A 20578-nucleotide genomic window follows, 5' to 3' on the forward strand; every position below is an offset into this window, starting at 1 on the left:
GGTCGGTCTGCGATTTCAGGATTTGTCGAACTTCTTGACGACATCGGCCCATTTCTCGATGTCGCCGCGCAAGAATTTGTCGAACGCCTCCGGTGTCATCGACATGGGCACCGCTCCCTGCTCAGTCCAGAGCTTGACGATGTCGGGCCGCTTCACCATCGCATTCACAGCGGTATTGAGCTTGTCGATGACTGGCTTTGGTGTGCCGGCCGGGGCCATCAGACCGAGCCAGATCGTGGCCTCATAGCCTGCTAAGCCAGCCTCGATCGCTGTCGGCACGTTCGGCAGCACCGCCGAGCGCTGCTTGCCGGTGGTCGCGAGCGCGCGGACCTGGTTCTCGCCGATGTTCGGCGCCATCGCCGGCACCGCGTCGATCATCATCTGTACCTGCCCGCCGATCACGCCGCTGCGGGCTTCGCCACTGTTGCGATAGGGGACGTGGACGAGGTCGATGCCGGCCATGGCTTTGAACAGCTCCCCGGCCATGTGATAGGGCGTGCCCTGGCCCGAGGAGGCATAGTTCAGCTTGCCGGGTTGCGCTTTGGCGAGCGCGACGAACTCCTGCAGCGTCCTCGCCGCGACTTGCGGGTTCACCACGATGACGAGATCGGAAGAGTTCACCGGCGCGATCGGCGCGAGGTCGCGCATCAGTTCGTATTTGCGCTTGTCCGGCGTCAGCAGCGATTCGTTCGCGGTCTGGGTGTTGGACATCATCAACAGCGTATAGCCGTCGGCCGGCGACTTCGCCGCTTCGACCGTGCCGATGACGCCGCCCGCGCCGGTACGGTTCTCGATCACGAAGGGCTGGCCAAGACTCTCCTGGAGGGCGTTGCCGATCAGCCGGGCCGCCACGTCGGCCGGTCCGCCGGCGCCGAAGGGCACGATGATCCGGACGGCGTGGGTCGGGTAGTCCTGTGCGAATGAGGGGGCTGCCGCGAATGCGCCGAGCAGTCCGGCCAGCGCCAGCATAAGTCCTCGGGCCGTCATGCCCACCTCCCTGAAGTCGTTCTTGTTGGCCGGTACTGTAGCGGCAGGGGAGGCGGACTGTCGACGGCTCACAAAGCCGATCGTGCCGGGAATATCGGGCGGTTTTCGGGGTGGCCGCGCTGCCTTTCGCGGTGGTGGCAGGAACCGGCGGCGGGCGCGGTTTGAGCAAATCGCATGGGCGTTGCCGGATAAATGCCCTCGGCTGGCAGGTCTTTTGGTGTTACGAATTTAGCCATGAACCAGCACGCCAAGATCGAAATCCGCCATTCGACCTGTCCGCATGATTGTCCCTCGGCCTGTGCCCTCGATATCGAGGTGCTCGAAGGACGCAGCATCGGCCGCGTTCGCGGTTCGAAAAAGCAGACCTATACGGCCGGCGTGGTCTGCGCCAAGGTCGCCCGTTATGCCGAGCGCATCCATCACTCCGAGCGGCTGACGTATCCGCTGCGCCGAACGGGTGCGAAGGGCTCCGGGCAATTCACGCGGATCACCTGGGACGAGGCGCTGGACGAGATCGGGCATCGCTTCAACCAGGCGGAGCGCGAGTTCGGCGCGGAATCGATCTGGCCCTATTACTACGCCGGCACGATGGGGCTGGTGATGCGCGACGGCCTCAATCGCCTCACGCATGTGAAGAAATATTCGCGCTTCTATCAGACCATCTGCGCCAATGTCGGGCGGATCGGCTTCGCGATCGGCACCGGCAAGATCGCCGGCGTCGATCCGCGCGAGATGGCGCTCTCCGATCTCGTCGTGATCTGGGGCACCAATCCCGTCAACACGCAGGTCAACGTGATGACGCACGCCGCGCGCGCCCGCAAGGAGCGCGGCGCCAAGATCGCGGCCGTCGACATCTACGACAACGACACCATGAAGCAGGCGGACATCAAGATCCTCCTGCGGCCCGGCACCGACGGCGCGTTCGCCTGCGGCGTGATGCACGTGCTGTTCCGCGACGGCCATGCCGACCGCGCCTATATGGACAAGTATACCGATTGCCCCGATGAGCTCGAGGCGCATCTGAAGACACGTACGCCGGAATGGGCCTCCGCAATCTCCGGCGTGCCGGTGGCGGAGATCGAGGCTTTTGCCAAGGCGGTCGGCGAGACCAAGCGGACCTTCTTCCGGCTCGGCTACGGCTTCACCCGCTCGCGCAACGGCGCGACGCAGATGCATGCCGCGAACTGCATTCCCGCGGTGACCGGCGCCTGGCAATATGAAGGCGGCGGCGCCTTCTTCAACAATTTTGCATTGTGGCACTTCAACGAATCCATCATCGAAGGCCATGATGCGCTCGACAAGTCCATTCGTGCGCTCGACCAGTCGCAGATCGGCCGTATCCTCACCGGCGATTCCGGGGCCCTGCAGGGCAAGGGTCCTATCAAGGCGATGCTGATCCAGAACACCAACCCGATGACGGTGGCGCCGGAGCAGGCGCTGGTGCGGGAGGGTTTTGCGCGCGAGGACCTGTTCGTCGCGGTGCACGAGCAGTTCATGACCGAGACGGCAGAGATGGCCGACATCGTGCTGCCGGCGACGATGTTCATGGAGCATGACGATCTCTATTACGGCGGCGGCCACCAGCACATCTCGGTCGGTCCGAAGCTGATCGACCCGCCTGGCGAATGCCGCTCCAACCACGAGGTCTTGCAGGCGCTGGCGCCGCGGCTTGGCGCCACGCATCCGGGCTTCGAGCTGACGCCGCGCGAATTGATCGACGCGACGCTGAAGCTCAGCGACCACGGCGACATTGCGGGGCTCGAAGCCGACCTCTGGCGCGACCTGCAACCGGACTTCCGCACCTCGCATTATCTCGACGGCTTCGCCCATGCCGACAGGAAATTCCACTTTAAGGCGGATTGGGCGCATCCACCGTTCGGCCAGACGATGGGTGACTTCGACAAGATGCCGTCGCTGCCGGACCATTGGGCGGTGATCGAGCACACTGACCAGGCCCATCCGTTCCGGCTTGCGACCAGTCCGTCGCGCAGCTTCCTCAACACCACCTTCAACGAGACGCCTTCCTCGCAGGCGCGCGAGGGCAAGGCGAGCGTGATGATCCATCCCCTGGATGCGGCCACGCTCGACATCGCCGAGGGCGATACGGTGACGCTGGGCAACATTCGCGGCGAGACCACGCTGATTGCCAAACTGTTCGAGGGCGTACGGCGCGGCGTGCTGGTCGCGGAGTCCGTTCATCCCAACAAGAATCATATCGGTGACCGCGGCATCAACATGTTGACCGGCGCGGACACGATCGCGCCGATCGGTGGGGCCGCTTTCCACGACAACAAGGTCTGGATCAGGAAAGCAGCCGCGGCCTGAGCGCGCGCGTCGGTCGCCCTTTCAATTTTGTGTCGAGGCGCTAAAGCGGGTGCCTCGCCGCAGATTGCCCTTGCACCTTCCGCCTTAGCTGCCGCAAATGGCCGCAAAACGGAAGCCAAGGAACGAGCGCGCCATGACCGACACCACAGCAATCATCACCGAGAAGCGCGGGCAGGCGCTCTGGATCACCATCAACCGGCCCGAGAAGCGCAACGCGCTGAACGGCGAGGTGATCGCCGGCATCACGAAGGGTTATCGCGAGGCGCATGACGACAAGGACGTCCGCGTCATCGTGCTGACGGGCGCGGGCGACAAGGCGTTCTGCGCCGGCGCGGATCTGCAGAACTCCGGCGCGGCTTTCGCGATGGATCATTCCAGGCCGAATGTCGACTATGCCGATCTGTTGCGCCTGTCGCAGAATGCGACCAAACCCGCGATCGCGCGCGTCGGCGGCGTCTGCATGGCCGGCGGCATGGGTCTGTTGTGCATGACCGACATGGCTGTCGCGGCCGATCACGTCATCTTCGGCCTGCCGGAGGTGAAGGTCGGCGTGTTCCCGATGCAGGTGTTGAGCCTGTTGCAGTCGATCGCGCCGCCGCGGCTCGTCAACGAATGGGCGCTGACCGGCGAGCCGTTCGACGCGAGGGCGGCGCAAGCAGCGGGTCTGCTCAATTATATTGTGCCCACGGCCGAGCTCGACGCAAAAGTCGACTGGCTGATCGGCCGCATCGTCGACAAGTCGCCGACCGCGATCCGCCGCGGCAAATACGCCATGCGCGCCATCGCCTCGATGTCGTTCGACGAGAGCATCGCCTACACCGAAAGCCAGATCGCACTGCTCGCCATGACCGAGGATGCCAAGGAGGGCCTGAAGGCGTTCGGCGAGAAGCGCAAGCCGGTCTGGACGGGACGGTGAGGGCGCAGCACTCTCGTGTCCCGGACGCGCTGCAACGCTCTTGCGTTGCTGCGCAGAGCCGGGACCCAGAAGGCGGCTCGGTACAACGCGGCGGGATGGGCCCCGGCTCAGCAGCGCACCGCTGAAGAAGCGCTGCGCTGCGTCCGGGGCACGAGAGTGTGCTCAACCGACACAGATTTGATTGTCAAACAGCAAACACAGCTTCGCCTTCTCGCGGCGTGTTCCGCCCGAGCTTTGCTGTTCGTTTCACACCCTCTCCGAAAAAAGGGTGCAGGGAAGGCCGGGTGCCGGCTGGCACCCGCAAGACTCCCGTGCAAGAATGATGCACACGCAAGGCACAGGAGCGATACAGGGCAGCCAGACATCCGGCCTTCCCTGCGCAATGGTTTGACGGCTTATGCGCGCTCTCCCCGGAGACGAGTTCCTGCTTGCCTCCGTCACTTTCGCAAAATCCACGGACGCCGCCCCGGTTGAAGCCACGCCGCATTCGCAAAAGCTTGACCGTAGCAACGACGGCCAGGACCACACGGTTTTGCCGTACGCATTCAGCGCCGTCCGTCGTATCGGTCCGCGATGCGCTCACGGGGTTCATCCCGCCCTGCACACCCCATTCCGCATCGGCGCCGCTCGCGTCCACCGCAGCCCGATCCGCGGCTCGTGACGACGTACGACCGCCCCTTTTCGCCGGATCAGGATGGCGGCAGGATGCGATAAATCAGAAATTCTGTAAAGGCGAATATTTTTGTGGGTGGCGTTGACCCAGAACTTGGGTGTTTTGCCCGTCGGGCAACGCAAGGGATTGGAGTGCGTAGGGTGGGTTAGCGCGCGGCTGCGCGAAGCGCTGTCCGCTAGCGTAACCCACCGCTTCTGTTGCTGCGGATGCCGACAGTGGTGGGTTACGCCTTCGGCCAACCCACCCTGCGGCACCTTTACCCCGCGTTGGCTTTCAGCCCCGCTGCCTGGATACCCGCCACCGCGCAGGCCTCGTCGTTGTCGGAGGTGTCGCCGGAGACGCCGACGGCGCCGAGCAGTGACGTGCCGTCCATGATCAGGACGCCGCCGGGGACCGGCACCAGTGCGCCCTTGGCAATCGTGTTCACGGCGTCGATGAAATAGGCTTGCTCCTGCGCGCGCTGGTACAAAGCGCGTGAGCCCATGCCCAGCGCGACCGCGCCATAGGCCTTGCCGTGGGCGATCTCGGCGCGCATCAGGCTGGTGCCATCCTGCGCGGCGGCGATCTTGAGCACGCCGCGGGCGTCGAGGATGGTGACGACGAGCGGCTTCAGCTTCAACTCCGTGGATTTCGCGAAGGCGGCGTCGAGGATCTTGCGGGCAGTGTCGAGGGTGAGGTCAGCCATGGCTGGTTTCCTTGGTGATGGGAGTGGTTGTGGATTGGGTCTCGGCGCGATCGAGGCTCATCGCCAGCACGCGCGCGACGTGAAGCGCCTCGCGTTGCGCACCGTCGTGGATCTGGTGCCGGCAGGAGGTGCCGTCGGCAACGACCAGCGTCGTCTGGTCCGCGCGCCGTACGGCAGGCAGCAGCGACAGCTCGGCCATCTCGATCGATGCATCATAGGTGTCGGCGCCATAGCCGAAAGCGCCGGCCATGCCGCAGCAACTCGATTCGATGGTCTCGACCTCGAGGCGAGGGATGAGGCGCAGCACCTGCTCGACCGGCTTGAAGGCGCCGAAGGATTTTTGATGGCAATGGCCGTGCACGACCGCCTTGTCGGCGACAGTGCCGAGCGGCAGTTGCAGCCGTCCGGCCTCGGCCTCGCGCACCAGAAATTCCTCGAAGGTCAGCGCGTGGGCACCGACCGCCTTGGCGTCATCGTCTTTGCGGAGCGAGGCCAGCTCGTCGCGCAGCGTCAAGAGGCAGCTCGGCTCGAGGCCGACGATCGGCACGCCGCGCGCGGCAAAGGGCGCAAAGGCGGCGACCAGACGATCGAGTTCGGACCTGGCTTCATCGACGAGACCGGCTGACAGGAACGTGCGGCCGCAGCACAGCGGGCGGCTGCCGCTCGCAGGCTTCGGCAGATGCACGCGATAACCGCCAGCCGCGAGCACGCGGAGCGCGGCCTCGAGATTTTCGCGCTCATAGATGCGATTAAAAGTGTCGGCGAACAGCACGACCTCGCGGCCGGCTTCCGGACCGACGCTGCCGGCCGGCGGCGCGAACACGTCGCTGCGGAAGGCGGGCAGGGCGCGGCGTGCGCTGATGCCGGCAAAGCGCTCGAACAGCATTCGCAACAGCGGGCTGCGGTTGCGCAAATTCGCCAGCGGCGCGAAGCGCGCGGCGAGGCCGGCATAGCGCGGGAGGTAGCCGACCAGCCGGTCGCGCAAGGTCAGGCCGTGCGAGGCAACACGGGCCGAGAGCACCTCGATCTTCATCTTGGCCATGTCGACGCCGGTCGGGCATTCATGGCGGCAGGCCTTGCAGGAGACGCAGAGTTTCAGCGTCTCCATCATCTCGTCGGAAGAAAGCGCGCCCTCGCCGAGCTGGCCGGAGATCGCCAGCCGCAAGGTGTTCGCACGCCCGCGCGTGACATCCTTCTCGTTGCGCGTGGCGCGGTAGGACGGACACATCACGCCGCTCTCGAGCTTGCGGCAGGCGCCGTTGTTGTTGCACATCTCGACCGCGCCCTGAAAACCGCCGCCGGCCCCGGGATAAGCCGACCAGTCGAGTTTTGTCTTGAGCTCAGCGACGCGATAGTCGGGTTTGAAGCGGAACAGCGAGCGGTCGTCCATCTTCGGTGCGTCGACGATCTTGCCGGGGTTGAGGACGCCGTCGGGATCGAAGCGCTGCTTCACCTCGCGGAAGTCGGCGACGAGGCGCTCGCCGAACATTGTTTCGTGGAATTCGGACCGCACCAGGCCGTCGCCATGCTCGCCGGAATGCGAGCCCTTGTATTCCCGCACAAGCGCAAAGGCTTCCTCGGCGATGGCCCGCATCGCCTTGACGTCCTTATCGAGCTTCAAATTCAGCACGGGCCGCACATGCAGGCAGCCCTCGGAGGCATGAGCATACATCGTGCCGCTGGTGCCGTGCTTTGCGAAGACCTCGTTCAGCCGCGCGGTGTAGTCGGCGAGATGCGGCAGCGGCACCGCGCAGTCCTCGACGAAGGAGACCGGCTTGCCCTCCTGCTTCATCGACATCATGACGTTGAGGCCGGCGGCGCGGAAATCGGCGATGCCGCCCTGGAGCGCGGGCTCGGTGATCTCGACCACGCCGCCCCATTTGCGCTTGTCGTTGTTCCAGCCGAAACCGAGGTCGCCCATTAGCTCGCCGAGCTGCTTCAGGCGTACGAGATTGTCCGCCTGATCCTCCTCGGCGAACTCGACCACCAGCACGGCATCCGGATCGCCTTTGATCGCGGCGGAAATGATCGGCCGGAACATTGCGATGTCGCGGCCGAGTGCGAGCATGGTGCGATCAACCAGCTCGACCGCGATCGGCTTCAGCTTGACCAGGTGCTGGGCCGCGTCCATCGCCTCGTAAAAACTGCCGAAATGGCAGATGCCGAGCGCCTTGTTGCGGATGACAGGCCACAGTTTCAATTCGACCTTGGTGGTGAAGGCCAGCGTGCCTTCGGACCCGACGAGCAGATGCGCCATGTTGTTGCGGGCATTGCGCGGCACCAGCGCATCGAGATTGTAGCCGCCGACGCGGCGCTGCACCTTTGGAAAGCGCGCGGCGATCTCATCGGCCTCGCGGGCGCCGAGATCGAGCATGTCGCGGAACAGGGGGCGTGCGCTACTGTCCGCATCGAGATCGGAGAGATCACGCGACACCTCGGCGAAGCGGCTCAGCGTGCCGTCGGCAAGGGCCGCCTCCATCGACAGCGTGTTGTCGCGCATGGTGCCGTAGCGAAGCGAGCGGCCACCGCAGGAATTGTTGCCGGCCATGCCGCCGATGGTGGCGCGCGAGGCCGTGGAGACGTCGACCGGAAACCACAGGCCGTGCTTCCTGAGCTGGCGGTTGAGGTCGTCGAGCACGATGCCCGGCTCGACCACGCAGGTGCGGTTCGCGACGTCCAGCGACAGGATGCGATTCAGGTGCTTCGAGAGATCGACGACGAGGCCGTCATTGACGGTCTGGCCGCATTGCGAGGTGCCGCCGCCGCGCGGGGTGACCTTGCGTCCGTCGTCGCGGGCGATCGCCAGCGCCCGCAAGGCCTCGTCCATGGTCCTGGGGACCACGACGCCGGCCGGCACGATCTGGTAGAACGAGGCGTCTGTGGCATAGCGGCCGCGGCTGAAGCTGTCGAACAGGACGTCACCGGTCATGTCCGCGCGCAGGCGCCGTTCGAGCGAGGAGGCGTTTGTCATCCCTGGTCCCGGACTGATTCCGCGAGGTGGCCCAGCCTTGCTGAGTTATTCATTATCGTTCACGACCGATTATATTATGAATTCAAAATGAGCAAGCCGGTCGGCTCAAGGCGAGGCCGGTGCGTCCCCTTGGGGCTCGGTCAAATGCTCGATCGCGGCCGTCCGCTTGTTGCGCAGGTGGAGGAACAGGATGTCGCTGAGCTCGCTGCCGGCACGGCGGCGCAGCGCATCGAGGATGGCTTCGTGCTCGCGCATCGCTTCCCCCCAGCGCTGCCGTTTGCGGGCGAAATTGGCGGAATAGCGGATACGGCGGATGCGGCCGGCGAAATTGCCGTAAGCGGTCTTCAGCGCCTCGTTGCGCGCGGCCGCGACGATGCTCTCGTGGATGCGCTGGTTGATCTGGAAATAACCGTGCATGTCGCGATGCAGATAGTGGCCGTACATCTCGTAATGCAGCTGCTCAATCCCAGTGATTTCCGCGTCCGTAATGGCCTCGCAGGCGAGGCGCCCGGCGAGGCTCTCCAGTCCCGCCATCACGTCGAACAGTTCTTCCAGGTCGCGCTGGCTGAGCTGGCGAACCCGCGCGCCGCGGTTAGGGAGCAACTCGATCAGCCCCTCGGCGGCGAGGACCTTTAGCGCCTCGCGCAGTGGCGTGCGGGAGATGCCGAGCATCTCGCAGAGCTGCCGCTCGGGAACGCGCGCGCCATCGGGGATGTTTCCCTCGACCACGTAGTCGCGCAGCCGCAGCAGGATCTCGCCGTGAAGCGAGGCCTCCTGGCGGTCGCCGCCATTGCCAGTGGGCAGGGCGATCGGAACCCCGGTGTCGGGAATCGTGGATTTCATTTGCAGCACAATAGTTTGCCTACTTGGGCGCGTCGACGCCCACAATCGAATACCAAATTTTGGTTGAAAGTACAAAAAATGAATGCAAAATGGACTCCGGAGCCGGCCATAGTCCGCCGCCAGGGAGGTTTTCATGCATCAGGGACGTCATTTCCTTCAGATTCCTGGCCCGAGCCCGGTCCCCGAGCGCGTCCTGCGCGCGATGGACATGCCCGTCATCGACCACCGGAGCGCGGAATTCGGCGAGCTCGGCCGCGCCGTGCTCGAAGGCAGCCAGACCATTTTCCAAACCAAGGGACCGGTCGTGATCTTCCCCTCGTCGGGAACGGGGGCTTGGGAGGCCGCGATCGTCAACACGCTGTCCCCGGGTGACAAGGTGCTGATGGTCGAGACCGGCCATTTCGCCACCCTGTGGCGGCAGATGGCGGGCCGGTTCGGCATCGAGGTTGATTTCGTTCCCGGCGACTGGCGCCGTGGCGCCGACCCCGCCGCGATCGAAGCGAAACTCGCTGACGACATCGCGCGCTCCATCAAGGCCGTGATGGTCGTGCACAACGAGACCTCGACCGGTGCGACCAGCCGCATCGCCGAGATCCGCGCCGCGATCGATCGCACGGGCCATCCTGCGCTCTTGATGGTCGACACCATCTCCTCGCTCGGCTCGGTCGACTACCGCCACGACGAATGGAAGGTCGATGTCAGCGTCAGCTGCTCGCAGAAGGGTTTTATGCTGCCGCCCGGCCTCGGCTTCAACGCGATCTCGGAGAAGGCGCGCGCCGCCGCCAAATCCAACAGGATGCCGCGCTCCTATTTCGACTGGGAGGAGATGCTCAAGCCGAACGCCAACGGCTTCTTCCCCTATACGCCGGCGACCAATCTGCTCTACGGCCTGCGCGAGGCGATCGCGATGCTGCTCGAAGAAGGGCTCGACAACGTGTTCGCGCGGCATCAGCGGCTGGCTGCCGCGACGCGCGCCGCCGTCAATCATTGGGGCCTCGAGATCCTGTGCCAGGAGCCATCGGAATTTTCGCCGGTGCTCACCGCGGTGCTGATGCCGCCCGGACATGATGCCGATCAGTTCCGCAAGATCGTGCTCGACAATTACAACATGTCGCTCGGCTCGGGCTTGTCGAAGGTCGCCGGAAAAGTCTTCCGCATCGGCCATCTCGGCGAATGCAATGCCCTGACGCTGCTCGGCGCGCTCACCGGCGTGGAGATGGGCCTGTCGGTCGCCGGCGTGCCGCACCGCTCCGGCGGCGTCGATGCCGCGATGAAGCTGTTGGAGCAGCGCCCACAGGGCAATGCGTCGCCGCATCTGAAAGTGGTCGGCACATAGAAAGCGCGAGACACGCGGCCGACAATCATAAGAAGCGGTCAGGGAGGGGTAGAGATGAAAATTCGGTTCAAGGCCACGCATGTCGTGCTGGCGATGCTCTGCGCGATGTATTTCATCACCTATGTCGACCGGGTGAACATCGGCACCGCCGCCAGCGAGATCCAGAAGGAGCTGGGTCTGTCGAACACCCAGCTTGGCCTCGTCTTCTCCGCCTTCGCGTATCCCTATCTGTTGTTCCAGGTGATCGGGGGCTGGGTCGGCGATCGTTTCGGGCCGCGCAAGACGCTGTTCTGGTGCGGCATGATCTGGGCGGTGGCGACCATCTCGACCGGCTTCGTGCATGGCCTCGCCGCGCTGTTCGTCGCGCGCTTTGCGCTCGGCTTCGGCGAGGGCGCGACCTTTCCGACCGCGACGCGTGCGATGCAATACTGGACTCCGGCGAACCGCCGCGGCTTCGCGCAAGGATTGACCCATTCCTTCGCCCGGCTCGGCAATGCGGTGACGCCGCCGGTGGTCGCGCTCTTGATCCTGTGGCTGACCTGGCGCGGTGCGTTCGTCGTGCTCGGCCTCGTCAGTCTCGTCTGGGGCGTCGTCTGGGTATGGTATTTCCGCAACGAGCCGAAGGAGCACGCCTCCATCACCGAGGCCGAGCTCGCCGCACTGCCGCCGCGCCCGAGCGGCGAGCGGCCGCGCGTGCCGTGGGGCCCGCTATTGGGCCGGATGTGGCCGGTGACGCTGACCTATTTCTGCTACGGCTGGTGCCTGTGGCTGTACCTCAACTGGCTGCCGCTGTTCTTCAAGAACAACTACAATCTCGACATCAAGAATTCGGCGCTGTTCGCCTCCGGCGTGTTCTTCGCCGGCGTCATTGGCGACAGCGTCGGCGGGGTGCTGTCAGACAAGATCCTCGACCGCACCGGCAATGTCCGCCTGGCGCGGCTGAGCGTCACCGTAACAGGGTTTGCGGGGGCGCTGCTCTCGCTGTTTCCGATCCTGTTCGTGCACGACATCACGATCGTCGCGCTGTGCCTGTCGGCCGGCTTCTTCTGCGCCGAGCTGGTGATCGGCCCGATGTGGTCGATTCCGATGGACATCGCCCCGAAACATTCCGGCACTGCCTCGGGACTCATGAACACAGGCTCGGCCTTTGCCGCCATCGTGTCGCCGCTGGTCGCGGGCTTCGTGATCGACGCGACCGGCAATTGGTACCTGCCATTCCTGATGTCGATGGGGCTGCTGCTGCTCGGCGGCTTTTCCGCCTTCCTGATGCATCCGGAGCGCCCGTTCACGGAGGCCGAGGGAACGGGGCCAGCCGGAAAGATGGTGGCCGCGGAGTAGGGGCGCGGACCGCCCGCCGGCCATGCATGGGAGCCGTCTTTAGGAGAGGGGACAAGCCGGTCAAATGGTGCTATTCGGCGGCCATCAAAATCAAGGCAAGACCGGGAAGGACGCCGATGACCGTGCATACTGGAAGGCATTTTCTTCAGATTCCAGGACCGACCAACGTGCCCGACCGGGTGCTGCGGGCGATGGACATGCCGACGCTGGACCATCGCGGTCCGGAGTTCGCCGAGCTCGGTTTCGCGGTCCTCGCCGGCATGCAGCGGGTGTTTCGTACCAAGCAGCCCGTGATCATCTTCCCCTCGTCCGGCACCGGTGCCTGGGAAGCTGCGATGGTCAACGTGCTGGCACCCGGCGACAAGGTGCTGATGTGCGAGACCGGCCAGTTTGCCGTGCTGTGGCGCGGCATCGCCGAAAAGTTCAAGCTCGACGTCGACTTCATCCCGAGCGACTGGCGCCATGGCGCCGACCTCGCCGAGATGGAGAAGCGCTTGGCCTCCGACAAGCAGCACGCGATCAAGGCGGTCTGCGTCGTGCACAACGAGACCTCGACCGGCTGCGTGACGCCGCCGCTGGAGGTGCGCAAGCTGCTCGACCGCGTCAAGCATCCGGCGCTGCTGATGGTCGACACCATCTCCGGCCTCGGCTCGATGGAATATGAGCACGATGCCTGGGGCATCGACGTTTCCGTCGCCGGCTCCCAGAAGGGCCTGATGCTGCCGCCGGGCCTCGGCTTCAACGCCGTCTCGGAGAAGGCGCTCGCGGTGGCGAAGGCGAACCCCGGCATGCGCTCTTATTGGGACTGGCAGGAGGTCATCAGCTTCAACAAGCTCGGCACCTTCCCCTACACGCCCGCGACCAATCTGCTCTACGGCCTGCGCGAAGCGGTCAAGATGCTGGAAGAGGAAGGCCTCGAGAACGTCTGGACCCGCCACAAGCGCCACAGCGCGGCGACGCGTGCCGCGATCAAGGTCTGGGGCCTGGAGACGCAGTGCACCGATCCTGCCGCACATTCGCCGGCGCTGACCGGCGTGCGCGTGCCTGATGGCCACGACGCCGACGCCTTCCGCAAGGTGGTGCTGGAAAACTTCGACATGTCGCTCGGCACCGGCCTGAACAAGATCAAGGGCAAGGTGTTCCGCATCGGTCATATCGGACATTTCAACGATCTGATGCTGATGGGCACGCTCGCCGGCGTCGAGATGGGCCTGGATCTTGCAAAGATTCCGCACCGGAGCGGCGGCGTATTGGCGGCCATGGACGTCCTGAAGGGACGCGACGTGGTGCCGATGGCCAAGGCTCAAGTGGCCTGACCCGACCGTAGTGAAGAAAGTGAGCGCGCGATGAACGCACCGACGACGACGAACGAAGACCTGCTCTACTCCGTCACGGACGGCATCGCGCGGATCACCTTCAACCGCCCGCAGGCGCGCAACGCACTGACCTTCGCCATGTACGAGCGCATGGCGGAGATCTGCCTCGAGATCAACGCCGACCGCTCGATCAAGGCGCTGATCCTCACCGGCACCGGCGACAAGGCGTTTGCCTCCGGCACCGACATTTCGCAATTCCGAGCGTTCAAGACCGCACAGGATGCGCTCGACTATGAGGCGCGCATCGACCGCGTGCTCGGCACGCTCGAACAGTGCCGCGTGCCCGTGATCGCGGCGATCGCAGGGGCCTGCACCGGCGGCGGCGCCGGCATTGCGGCCTGCTGCGACCTCCGCATCGGGACTGAAGCGACGCGCATCGGATTTCCGATCGCGCGCACGCTCGGCAACTGCCTGTCGATGTCGAATATCAGCCGCGTCGTCTCGCTGGTCGGCCCCGCCCGCACCAAGGATATGATCTTCAAGGCGCGCCTCGTCGAGGCGCCGGAAGCGCTGGCGCTCGGCCTGCTGACCGAGGTCGTGCCCGACGTCGAGACGCTGCAGCGCCGTGCGGACGAGACCGCAAAGCTGGTCGCAAGCCACGCGCCGCTGACGCTGGAAGCTACCAAGGAAGCGGTGCGCCGCATCCGCCGCACGCTGTCCCGCGAAGAGGGCGAGGATCTGATCCTCAAGGCCTATATGAGCGAGGATTTCCGCGAGGGCATGGACGCCTTCCTCAACAAGCGCACCCCGAACTGGAAGGGCAAGTAGCGCAAGGGCTTCGGTTTTGCGCTGCTCCTGGAGCGGCGCGAAAGGCGGAAGCGACCGCTGACGTCAATCGTCAGCCGCTCAGCGCGCCTGACATCGTCACAAATACTTCAAGCGGTTCCGCCGTCCGGAACCGCAATTGCGCGCGTGCGCGCCTGCGTGTTCACGTTGACGGCATGACGGGCTCGGGCATAAGATCGCGGAGGTTGCATGGCGCCGTCTCTTTTTTGAGGCGGCGGGCCGGCTGGATGATTTGAGTCCAGTCGAATTGTGCGACCTGAGTTTGTTGCAACCGGAAGTCATTGAACTGAAAAAGTAGCGAAGTAGTTTCGACGACGCGAGCCGCGCCAGAATTTTCATTGCTGCTGCCCATCCCGACGCCAGGCACGGCCTCGCGAACAAGCCATACCCATACTCCAAGACCCTTAAGCCGGACTCTTAAAGTCAAGACCGTTTGAGTCTCGTCTGATTTCTCAGACCGATTAGTCACGTCGCCGCACCCTCTGCGGCGGCGCCTTCATGGCAACGCAGGCAGGGATTTTCCATGACCAATCACACCCCGGTTTTCACCTCGTCATCCGCGACTGGCAGCTTCACCGAATTCGCCAACCTCGACGATTCCACCACGCTGCACACGCTGTCCGGAACGATGAGCTTCAAGGACAGCGACAAGACCGACACCCATACGACGGCCGCGACGCTGCATTCCGCGGTGCTGTCCAGCGGAACGATCATCCCTGCGGCCTCGCTTGCGCATTTCCAGACCGCGATGCAATCGCAGATCCTGAGCGATTCAAACGGCAACGGCCAGCTCAAGTGGAGTTTCAGCGACCAGGACCAGGATTTCGATTTCTTGTCCAAGAACCAGACGCTGGTCCTGACCTACGACGTCAAGGTCTCCGACAATCACGGCGGCTTCGCCATCCAGACCGTCAAGATCACGGTGACCGGCACCGACGACAAGCCGGTGATCAACATGACGACGGCGGCGACCGTCACCGAGCAGGCCAACCAGACGCTGTCGCTCTCGCCCGACACGGTTCACGTCGCGCTCAACTTCACCGACGACGATCTCACCAACACCGGGCATACCGCGACCGTGATCGGCGTATCCGCCTCCGGCGCCACCGCAGGCCTCCTGCCGGGTTCGCTCGGCGATGCCGAGCTGATGGCGTTCTACCACGTCGACAACGTCGTCAAGACGTCCGGCTCCTCGACCGGCACCATCAACACCACCTTCTCGGCGCCCGATCTCGCCTTCGACTATCTCGCGGCGGGCCAGCATCTCGACATCACCTACACGGTGCAGCTCGACGACCACGCCGGCGGGGTCTCGACGCAGACGGTCACGGTGACCGTGGTCGGCAGCAACGACAAGCCGATCTTCCTGTCGTGCCCGGAATCGGCCGCTCTCGTCGAGGACCACAATGTCGACCCGACCGGCAATCTCACCGCCCATGACAGCCTGTTCTTCACCGACATCGATCTCGCCGACGCGCATACCGTTTCGACGACAGTCACCGCGACCCGTTCAGGCGGGGGCGCGATACCGCTGACGAATGCGCAATTGCTGGCCGCGTTCGCCACCGGACTTCATGATTCGACGGGTCATGTGATCGGCGAGGTCGACTGGAATTTCGCGTTCCCCAATTCCTCTGCCAATTTTCTCAATGGAGGCGAGACGCTCAAGCTCGTCTATCACGTCGCGGTCGACGACGGTCACGGCGGCACCACCACGCAGGACGTCACCATCACGGTCCTCGGCGTCAATCATCCCGTCGTGATCACCAGCGGTCCGGAATCATCCACCGTGGCCGAGCAGGACGCCACCACGGGTTCCTCGCTGCCCGATACGACACCGACGATACCGGCCGGCACGCTGGCCTTCACCGACCAGGACACCAGCGATACGCACACCGTGACGGTGACGCTCGGCTCGACCTCCGGGCCGACGCCGCCGGCGGCGACGCAGGCCGATCTCGCCGCGGCGCTGACGACGGCGCTGCACGATTCCACGGGCACCGGCTCCGGCAGCATCGACTGGAATTTCGCGATTGCCGACAAGGATCTCGACTATCTCGCGTTCAACGAGACGTTGACCGTGAACTACAACATCAAAATTGCCGACGGCTCGACCAGCTCGATACAGACCGTCTCCGTCGTCATCACCGGCGCCAATGACGCGCCGGTCATCACCAGCGGACCGGGGTCCGCTTCGCTGTCCGAGCAGCCTGGCATGACCGGATCGCAGTCGCCGGATACCACGAGCCCGATGCCGACGGGCACACTGGCCTTCAACGACGTCGATCTGTCGGATGCGCATTCGGTCAGCGTGGTGATGGATTCGGCGGTGTGGTCGGCGAGTACTTTCGCAGTCCCGGGCCAGACGCTGGTGGATCTCCAGTCGGCGCTGTCCACGGTGCTGCATGATTCCACGGGGACCGGGACCGGCAACATCGACTGGACCTTCAGCATCCCCGATGCCGATCTCGACTTCCTCAGCGTCGGCGAGACGCTGACGGTGCAATATGACGTCAACGTCTGGGACGGCTTCACCAATTCGACCCAGACCGTCACAGTCACGATCGACGGTGCGGCCGATCCGCTGGTCCTGACCCCGATCACGACCGCGGCGTCCGACACGGCGGGTCCGGATGCGGGCACGGGAATCGCAACCGGCGCCCTCTTCGACGTCACCCAGCCGGTCGATTTGACCACGCCGCGGACGGTCACCGAGGTCAATGGCAGCGCCGCCAATGTCGGCCATTCGGTGGCCGGCGCGCATGGAACGCTGGTGCTCAACGCCAACGGCTCCTACGGCTATGTCGCGGATTCGTCGGTCGACGCGCTGCACGCCGGCGACAACGTCACCGACCAGTTCACCTTCACGGTCGATGACGGCCAGGGCCATCAGGCCTCGACCACGCTGACCTTCGACATCGCGGGCGCCAACGACAATCCGCTGGTCACGGCGGCCAATGTCAGCGGATCGGTCACCGAGGACGCCGGCCCGCCGGTGATCCTCAACGGCGATTTCGAGACCGGCAATTTCGCCAATTGGACGGTGAGCGGCAGCCACATCCACGTCGCCCAGCTCGAGTTCGGCGGCAGCTTCGGCCACTATTCGGCGGAGCTCTTGCCGACGAGCGGCAGCCCGGAAACGCTGTCGCAGAACGTCGCGACGGCGCCCGGCCAGCATTATTTCGTCAGCTTCGACGTCGTCGGCGATCCCGAGGGCGTCAACACGCCGTTCTCGGTCTCCTGGGACGGCGCGACGATCCTGTCGCTCGGTCACGTGCCGGCCGGCGTCAACCACTATTCCTTCGATCTCCTCGGCGACGCGTCGCTGTCGTCGACGCAGCTGCTGTTTTCCTATGAGGACGATGCCACCGGCATGATCCTGGATTCCGTCAACGTCAGTCCGGCGACGGGACCCGCCACCGAATCCACGGCGGGGGCCCTGTCGTTCTCCGACGCCGAGACGGCGGATACGCACAGCGCGAGCTTCCTGCCGAACGGCAGCGGTTATGTCGGCACGTTCTCGCTCGATCCGGTCAGCGAGGCCGGCGGCACCGGATCGGTCGCCTGGCACTACACGGTGAACAATGCCGACATCCAGTTCCTGGCCCAGGGGCAGACGCTGACGCAGGACTACTTCGTGACGATCGCCGACAACAATGGCGGATCGACCACGCAGGACGTCACCGTCACCATCAACGGCACCAACGACGCGCCGACCGCGGTGAGCGAAACGGTGATCACTGACGTCGGCACCAGTGCAACGGTGCAGATCCCCAATTGGGCGCTGGCCTTGAACGATACCGACCCCGACACCATCGATCATCTTTCGCTCGGCAATATCGCGGGCAGCTCCGGCGGCAGTGCCGTCAAGTTCGGGGATGCCTTCTTCGGCGACGACGCGACGCTCGGCGGCTCGTTCAGCTACACGACCTCCGACGGGACGACGACCTCGTCCAACATCGCAACTGCGACCGTCGTCAACAACGCGGCCAACGCAACTGCGCTGATCGGCACCGGAGGCGACGACATCCTGATCGCCACCAACGGCACCGAGACGATGAGCGGCGGCGGCGGCAGCGATGTCCTGATCGCCACGCTCAGCGGCAATGCCATGAGCGGCGGCGGTGGCAACGACACCTTCGCCTTCCTCCAGCAGCCGACCGGCCTGAGCGCGGTCGGCGACTTCAACAACACCAGCGAGCACGACCGTATCGCCGTCTCGGCAAGCGGTTTCGGTGGCGGGTTGGCGACAGGGATGGACGTGACGTTCGAGACCTCCGGCGACAATGCGTTCTCGGGGTTCTCCCAATTCCATTTCGACACCGGAAACCAGACGCTCTATTACAGCGCCGACGGGAGCCAGGGCGCGGCGATCGCCGTGGTCAGCGTCCAGAACGGGGTGCTGCTCAACCAGCACGACATACTGGTCGTGTGAGCCGCGGCCAGTGAGGTCGACAGGCGAGGCGCGGGCCCCGAAAGGGGCCCGCTTTTTCTTGTGTCGTGCCAATCTCATTCCAAAGTCATGAGGGGGATGACATCGGATGGGTTGAACTCGGCCGGATTCGCCCGCACAATAAGGGCTGAATTCACCTCTGAATTTTTCCAATCCAAACAAGACCATAGGTGAAACCTTGGGGAAGACGCGCGTGGGACAGGGAATGAGGGCCGCGATGACGCTTGCGGCCGTGCTTTGCGGCACGCCGGCGTTTGCCGGCTGGGAGCCGGCCAAACCGGTGGAGATCGTGGTCGCGGCGGGCGCGGGCGGCGCCTCCGACCAGATGGCGCGGATGATGCAGGCCGCCATCCAGAAGAACAATTTGATGAAGCAGCCGATCGTGGTCTCGCTCAAGGGCGGCGCGTCGGGCGCGGAAGCGCTGATGTACATGAAGTCCAGCGAGGGCGATCCCAACAAGGTGCTGATCGCCTATTCGCTGATCTACATGCTGCCGTTGTCGGCGAAGATCCCGTTCAACTGGCGTGAGCTGACCCCGGTTTCGGTGATCGCGCTCGACCAGTTCGTGCTGTGGGACAACAGCGCGGGTCCCAAGACGGTGAAGGAGTTCGTCGCCGCGGCGAAGGCTGCGAGCGCGCCGTTCAAGATGGGCGGTACCGGCTCCAAGCGCGAGGATCACGTGCTGACCGTGTTCCTCGAGCAGAAGACCGGCGCGAAATTCTCCTATCTGCCCTACAAGTCCGGCGGCGAGGCCGCGACCCAGCTCGTCGGCAACCACACCGAATCCAACGTCAACAATCCAAGCGAAAATCTCGAAGTCTGGCGCGCGGGCCAGGTGCGGCCGCTCTGTGTGTTCGACAAGGAGCGAATCTCCTACACCAGCAAAGTGACCGACACGCAGTCCTGGGCCGACATCCCGACCTGCAAGGAGGAGGGCGTCGACGTCCAGTATCTGATGCTGCGCGCGACGTTCCTGCCCGGCAAGGTCACGGCTGAGCAGCAGGCGTTCTATGTCGATCTGTTCCACAAGGTGACGCAGACCGCCGAATACAAGGACTACATGGAAAAGCAGGCGTTGAAGCCGATCTTCCTCACCGGCAAGGACATGGTGCAATTCCTCGAGGAGGACGATGCCGCCAACAAGTCGCTGATGACGGAAGCCGGATTCGTCGCGAAGTAGCTGTCTCTTCTCCCTCTCCCCGTTCTTACGGGGAGAGGGTAGGGTGAGGGGCTCTGTCCGCGAGTCCAATCCTCACCGTCCTCGTGGAGACTCCCCCTCACCCCAACCCTCTCCCCGCAAGCGGGGAAAGGGGGAATTGAACGCACTCCGTCCCTAACGGCTCATGTCCCAAACCGAACTCGAAATCGTCGTCGACGATCCGACCGCGCCCGAAGAGGACTCGCCCGCTGTCGCGCGTTCCGGCACGGTCGAGATCGTGGTCTGCCTTCTGCTGCTCGCGCTGGCCGCGACGCTCGGCTACGACAATTGGCGCACCGGCGTCTCCTGGGATTCGACCGGACCCGAGCCCGGCTATTTCCCGTTCTATCTCTCGATCGTCCTTGGCGGCGGCAGCCTCTATGGCCTGATCCTGGCCATGCGTGCGCGCCACGTGGGGTCGGAAATCTTCGTCACGCGCGCGCAGGCCCGCCGCGTGATGGCGGTGTTCGTGCCGACGCTGCTGTTCTGCCTGGCGACGCAGTTCCTCGGCCTCTATGTCGCGAGCTTCCTGCTGATCGCGACATTCATGCGCCTCGTCGGCAAGATCGCGCTGTGGAAGTCGCTGCTCACCGCTGTCGTGTTCACGGCGATCATGTTCGTCACCTTCGACATCGCCTTCGACGTCATCATGCCGAAAGGGCCGCTCGAAGCGGCCTTCGGCTACTAGGCG

General features: G+C 64.5%; 13 protein-coding genes. 9 read left to right on the plus strand and 4 right to left on the minus strand.

Features of this window, described 5'->3' with window-relative positions:
- Positions 1 to 15: 15 nt before the first annotated feature.
- Positions 16 to 987, minus strand: coding sequence for a tripartite tricarboxylate transporter substrate binding protein (locus IVB31_RS24790; RefSeq protein WP_247328896.1), 972 nt, complete (start codon positions 985 to 987; stop codon positions 16 to 18).
- A 234-nt stretch (positions 988 to 1221) separates the two neighbouring features.
- Here IVB31_RS24790 and IVB31_RS24795 point away from each other — a divergent pair, with 234 nt between their 5' ends.
- Together IVB31_RS24795 and IVB31_RS24800 are read left to right on the plus strand one after the other, a co-directional pair.
- Complete coding sequence (locus tag IVB31_RS24795) at positions 1222 to 3312, plus strand: molybdopterin-dependent oxidoreductase (protein ID WP_247328898.1); 2091 nt, start codon at positions 1222 to 1224, stop codon at positions 3310 to 3312.
- Positions 3313 to 3445: 133 nt separating this feature from the next.
- Complete coding sequence (locus IVB31_RS24800; protein WP_247328900.1) at positions 3446 to 4228, plus strand: enoyl-CoA hydratase/isomerase family protein; 783 nt, start codon at positions 3446 to 3448, stop codon at positions 4226 to 4228.
- Between the two features lie 929 nt (positions 4229 to 5157).
- Here the strand turns inward: IVB31_RS24800 and IVB31_RS24805 are convergent.
- The 3 genes from IVB31_RS24805 to IVB31_RS24815 all read right to left on the minus strand — a co-directional run bounded on the left by IVB31_RS24805 (position 5158) and on the right by IVB31_RS24815 (position 9400).
- A complete protein-coding gene (locus IVB31_RS24805; protein ID WP_247328902.1) occupies positions 5158 to 5586 on the minus strand; it encodes a heme-binding protein in 429 nt (142 codons plus the stop codon).
- Positions 5579 to 8557, minus strand: a complete 2979-nt coding sequence (locus IVB31_RS24810) for an FAD-binding and (Fe-S)-binding domain-containing protein (RefSeq protein ID WP_247328904.1) — start codon at positions 8555 to 8557, stop codon at positions 5579 to 5581. The genes IVB31_RS24805 and IVB31_RS24810 overlap by 8 nt, the downstream gene beginning before the upstream one ends.
- A 105-nt stretch (positions 8558 to 8662) precedes the next feature.
- The gene (locus IVB31_RS24815; RefSeq protein ID WP_247329209.1) at positions 8663 to 9400 is read right to left on the minus strand and encodes a GntR family transcriptional regulator; all 738 of its coding nucleotides are present in this window, start codon (positions 9398 to 9400) and stop codon (positions 8663 to 8665) included.
- A 133-nt stretch (positions 9401 to 9533) separates the two neighbouring features.
- Here IVB31_RS24815 and IVB31_RS24820 point away from each other — a divergent pair, with 133 nt between their 5' ends.
- The 7 genes from IVB31_RS24820 to IVB31_RS24850 all read left to right on the plus strand — a co-directional run bounded on the left by IVB31_RS24820 (position 9534) and on the right by IVB31_RS24850 (position 20575).
- Positions 9534 to 10736, plus strand: a complete 1203-nt coding sequence (locus IVB31_RS24820) for an alanine--glyoxylate aminotransferase family protein (protein ID WP_247328906.1) — start codon at positions 9534 to 9536, stop codon at positions 10734 to 10736.
- 54 nt (positions 10737 to 10790) lie between these two features.
- A complete protein-coding gene (locus IVB31_RS24825; protein WP_247328908.1) occupies positions 10791 to 12074 on the plus strand; it encodes an MFS transporter in 1284 nt (427 codons plus the stop codon).
- A 116-nt stretch (positions 12075 to 12190) separates the two neighbouring features.
- Positions 12191 to 13390, plus strand: a complete 1200-nt coding sequence (locus IVB31_RS24830; RefSeq protein WP_247328911.1) for an aminotransferase class V-fold PLP-dependent enzyme — start codon at positions 12191 to 12193, stop codon at positions 13388 to 13390.
- Positions 13391 to 13420: 30 nt separating this feature from the next.
- A complete protein-coding gene (locus tag IVB31_RS24835) occupies positions 13421 to 14218 on the plus strand; it encodes an enoyl-CoA hydratase/isomerase family protein (RefSeq protein WP_247328913.1) in 798 nt (265 codons plus the stop codon).
- 541 nt (positions 14219 to 14759) lie between these two features.
- Positions 14760 to 18671, plus strand: a complete 3912-nt coding sequence (locus IVB31_RS24840; RefSeq protein ID WP_247328916.1) for a VCBS domain-containing protein — start codon at positions 14760 to 14762, stop codon at positions 18669 to 18671.
- Between the two features lie 223 nt (positions 18672 to 18894).
- Positions 18895 to 19869 (plus strand): tripartite tricarboxylate transporter substrate-binding protein, encoded by a 975-nt coding sequence (locus tag IVB31_RS24845; protein WP_247328918.1) that lies wholly within the window; start codon positions 18895 to 18897, stop codon positions 19867 to 19869.
- Between the two features lie 163 nt (positions 19870 to 20032).
- Positions 20033 to 20575 carry a tripartite tricarboxylate transporter TctB family protein gene (locus IVB31_RS24850; RefSeq protein ID WP_247328921.1) on the plus strand — a complete coding sequence of 181 codons (543 nt, stop codon included), beginning with the start codon at positions 20033 to 20035 and terminating at the stop codon, positions 20573 to 20575.
- The last annotated feature ends 3 nt before the right edge of the window (positions 20576 to 20578 follow it).

It is taken from the genome of Bradyrhizobium sp. 21 (assembly GCF_023073335.1).
GTDB lineage: Bacteria > Pseudomonadota > Alphaproteobacteria > Rhizobiales > Xanthobacteraceae > Bradyrhizobium.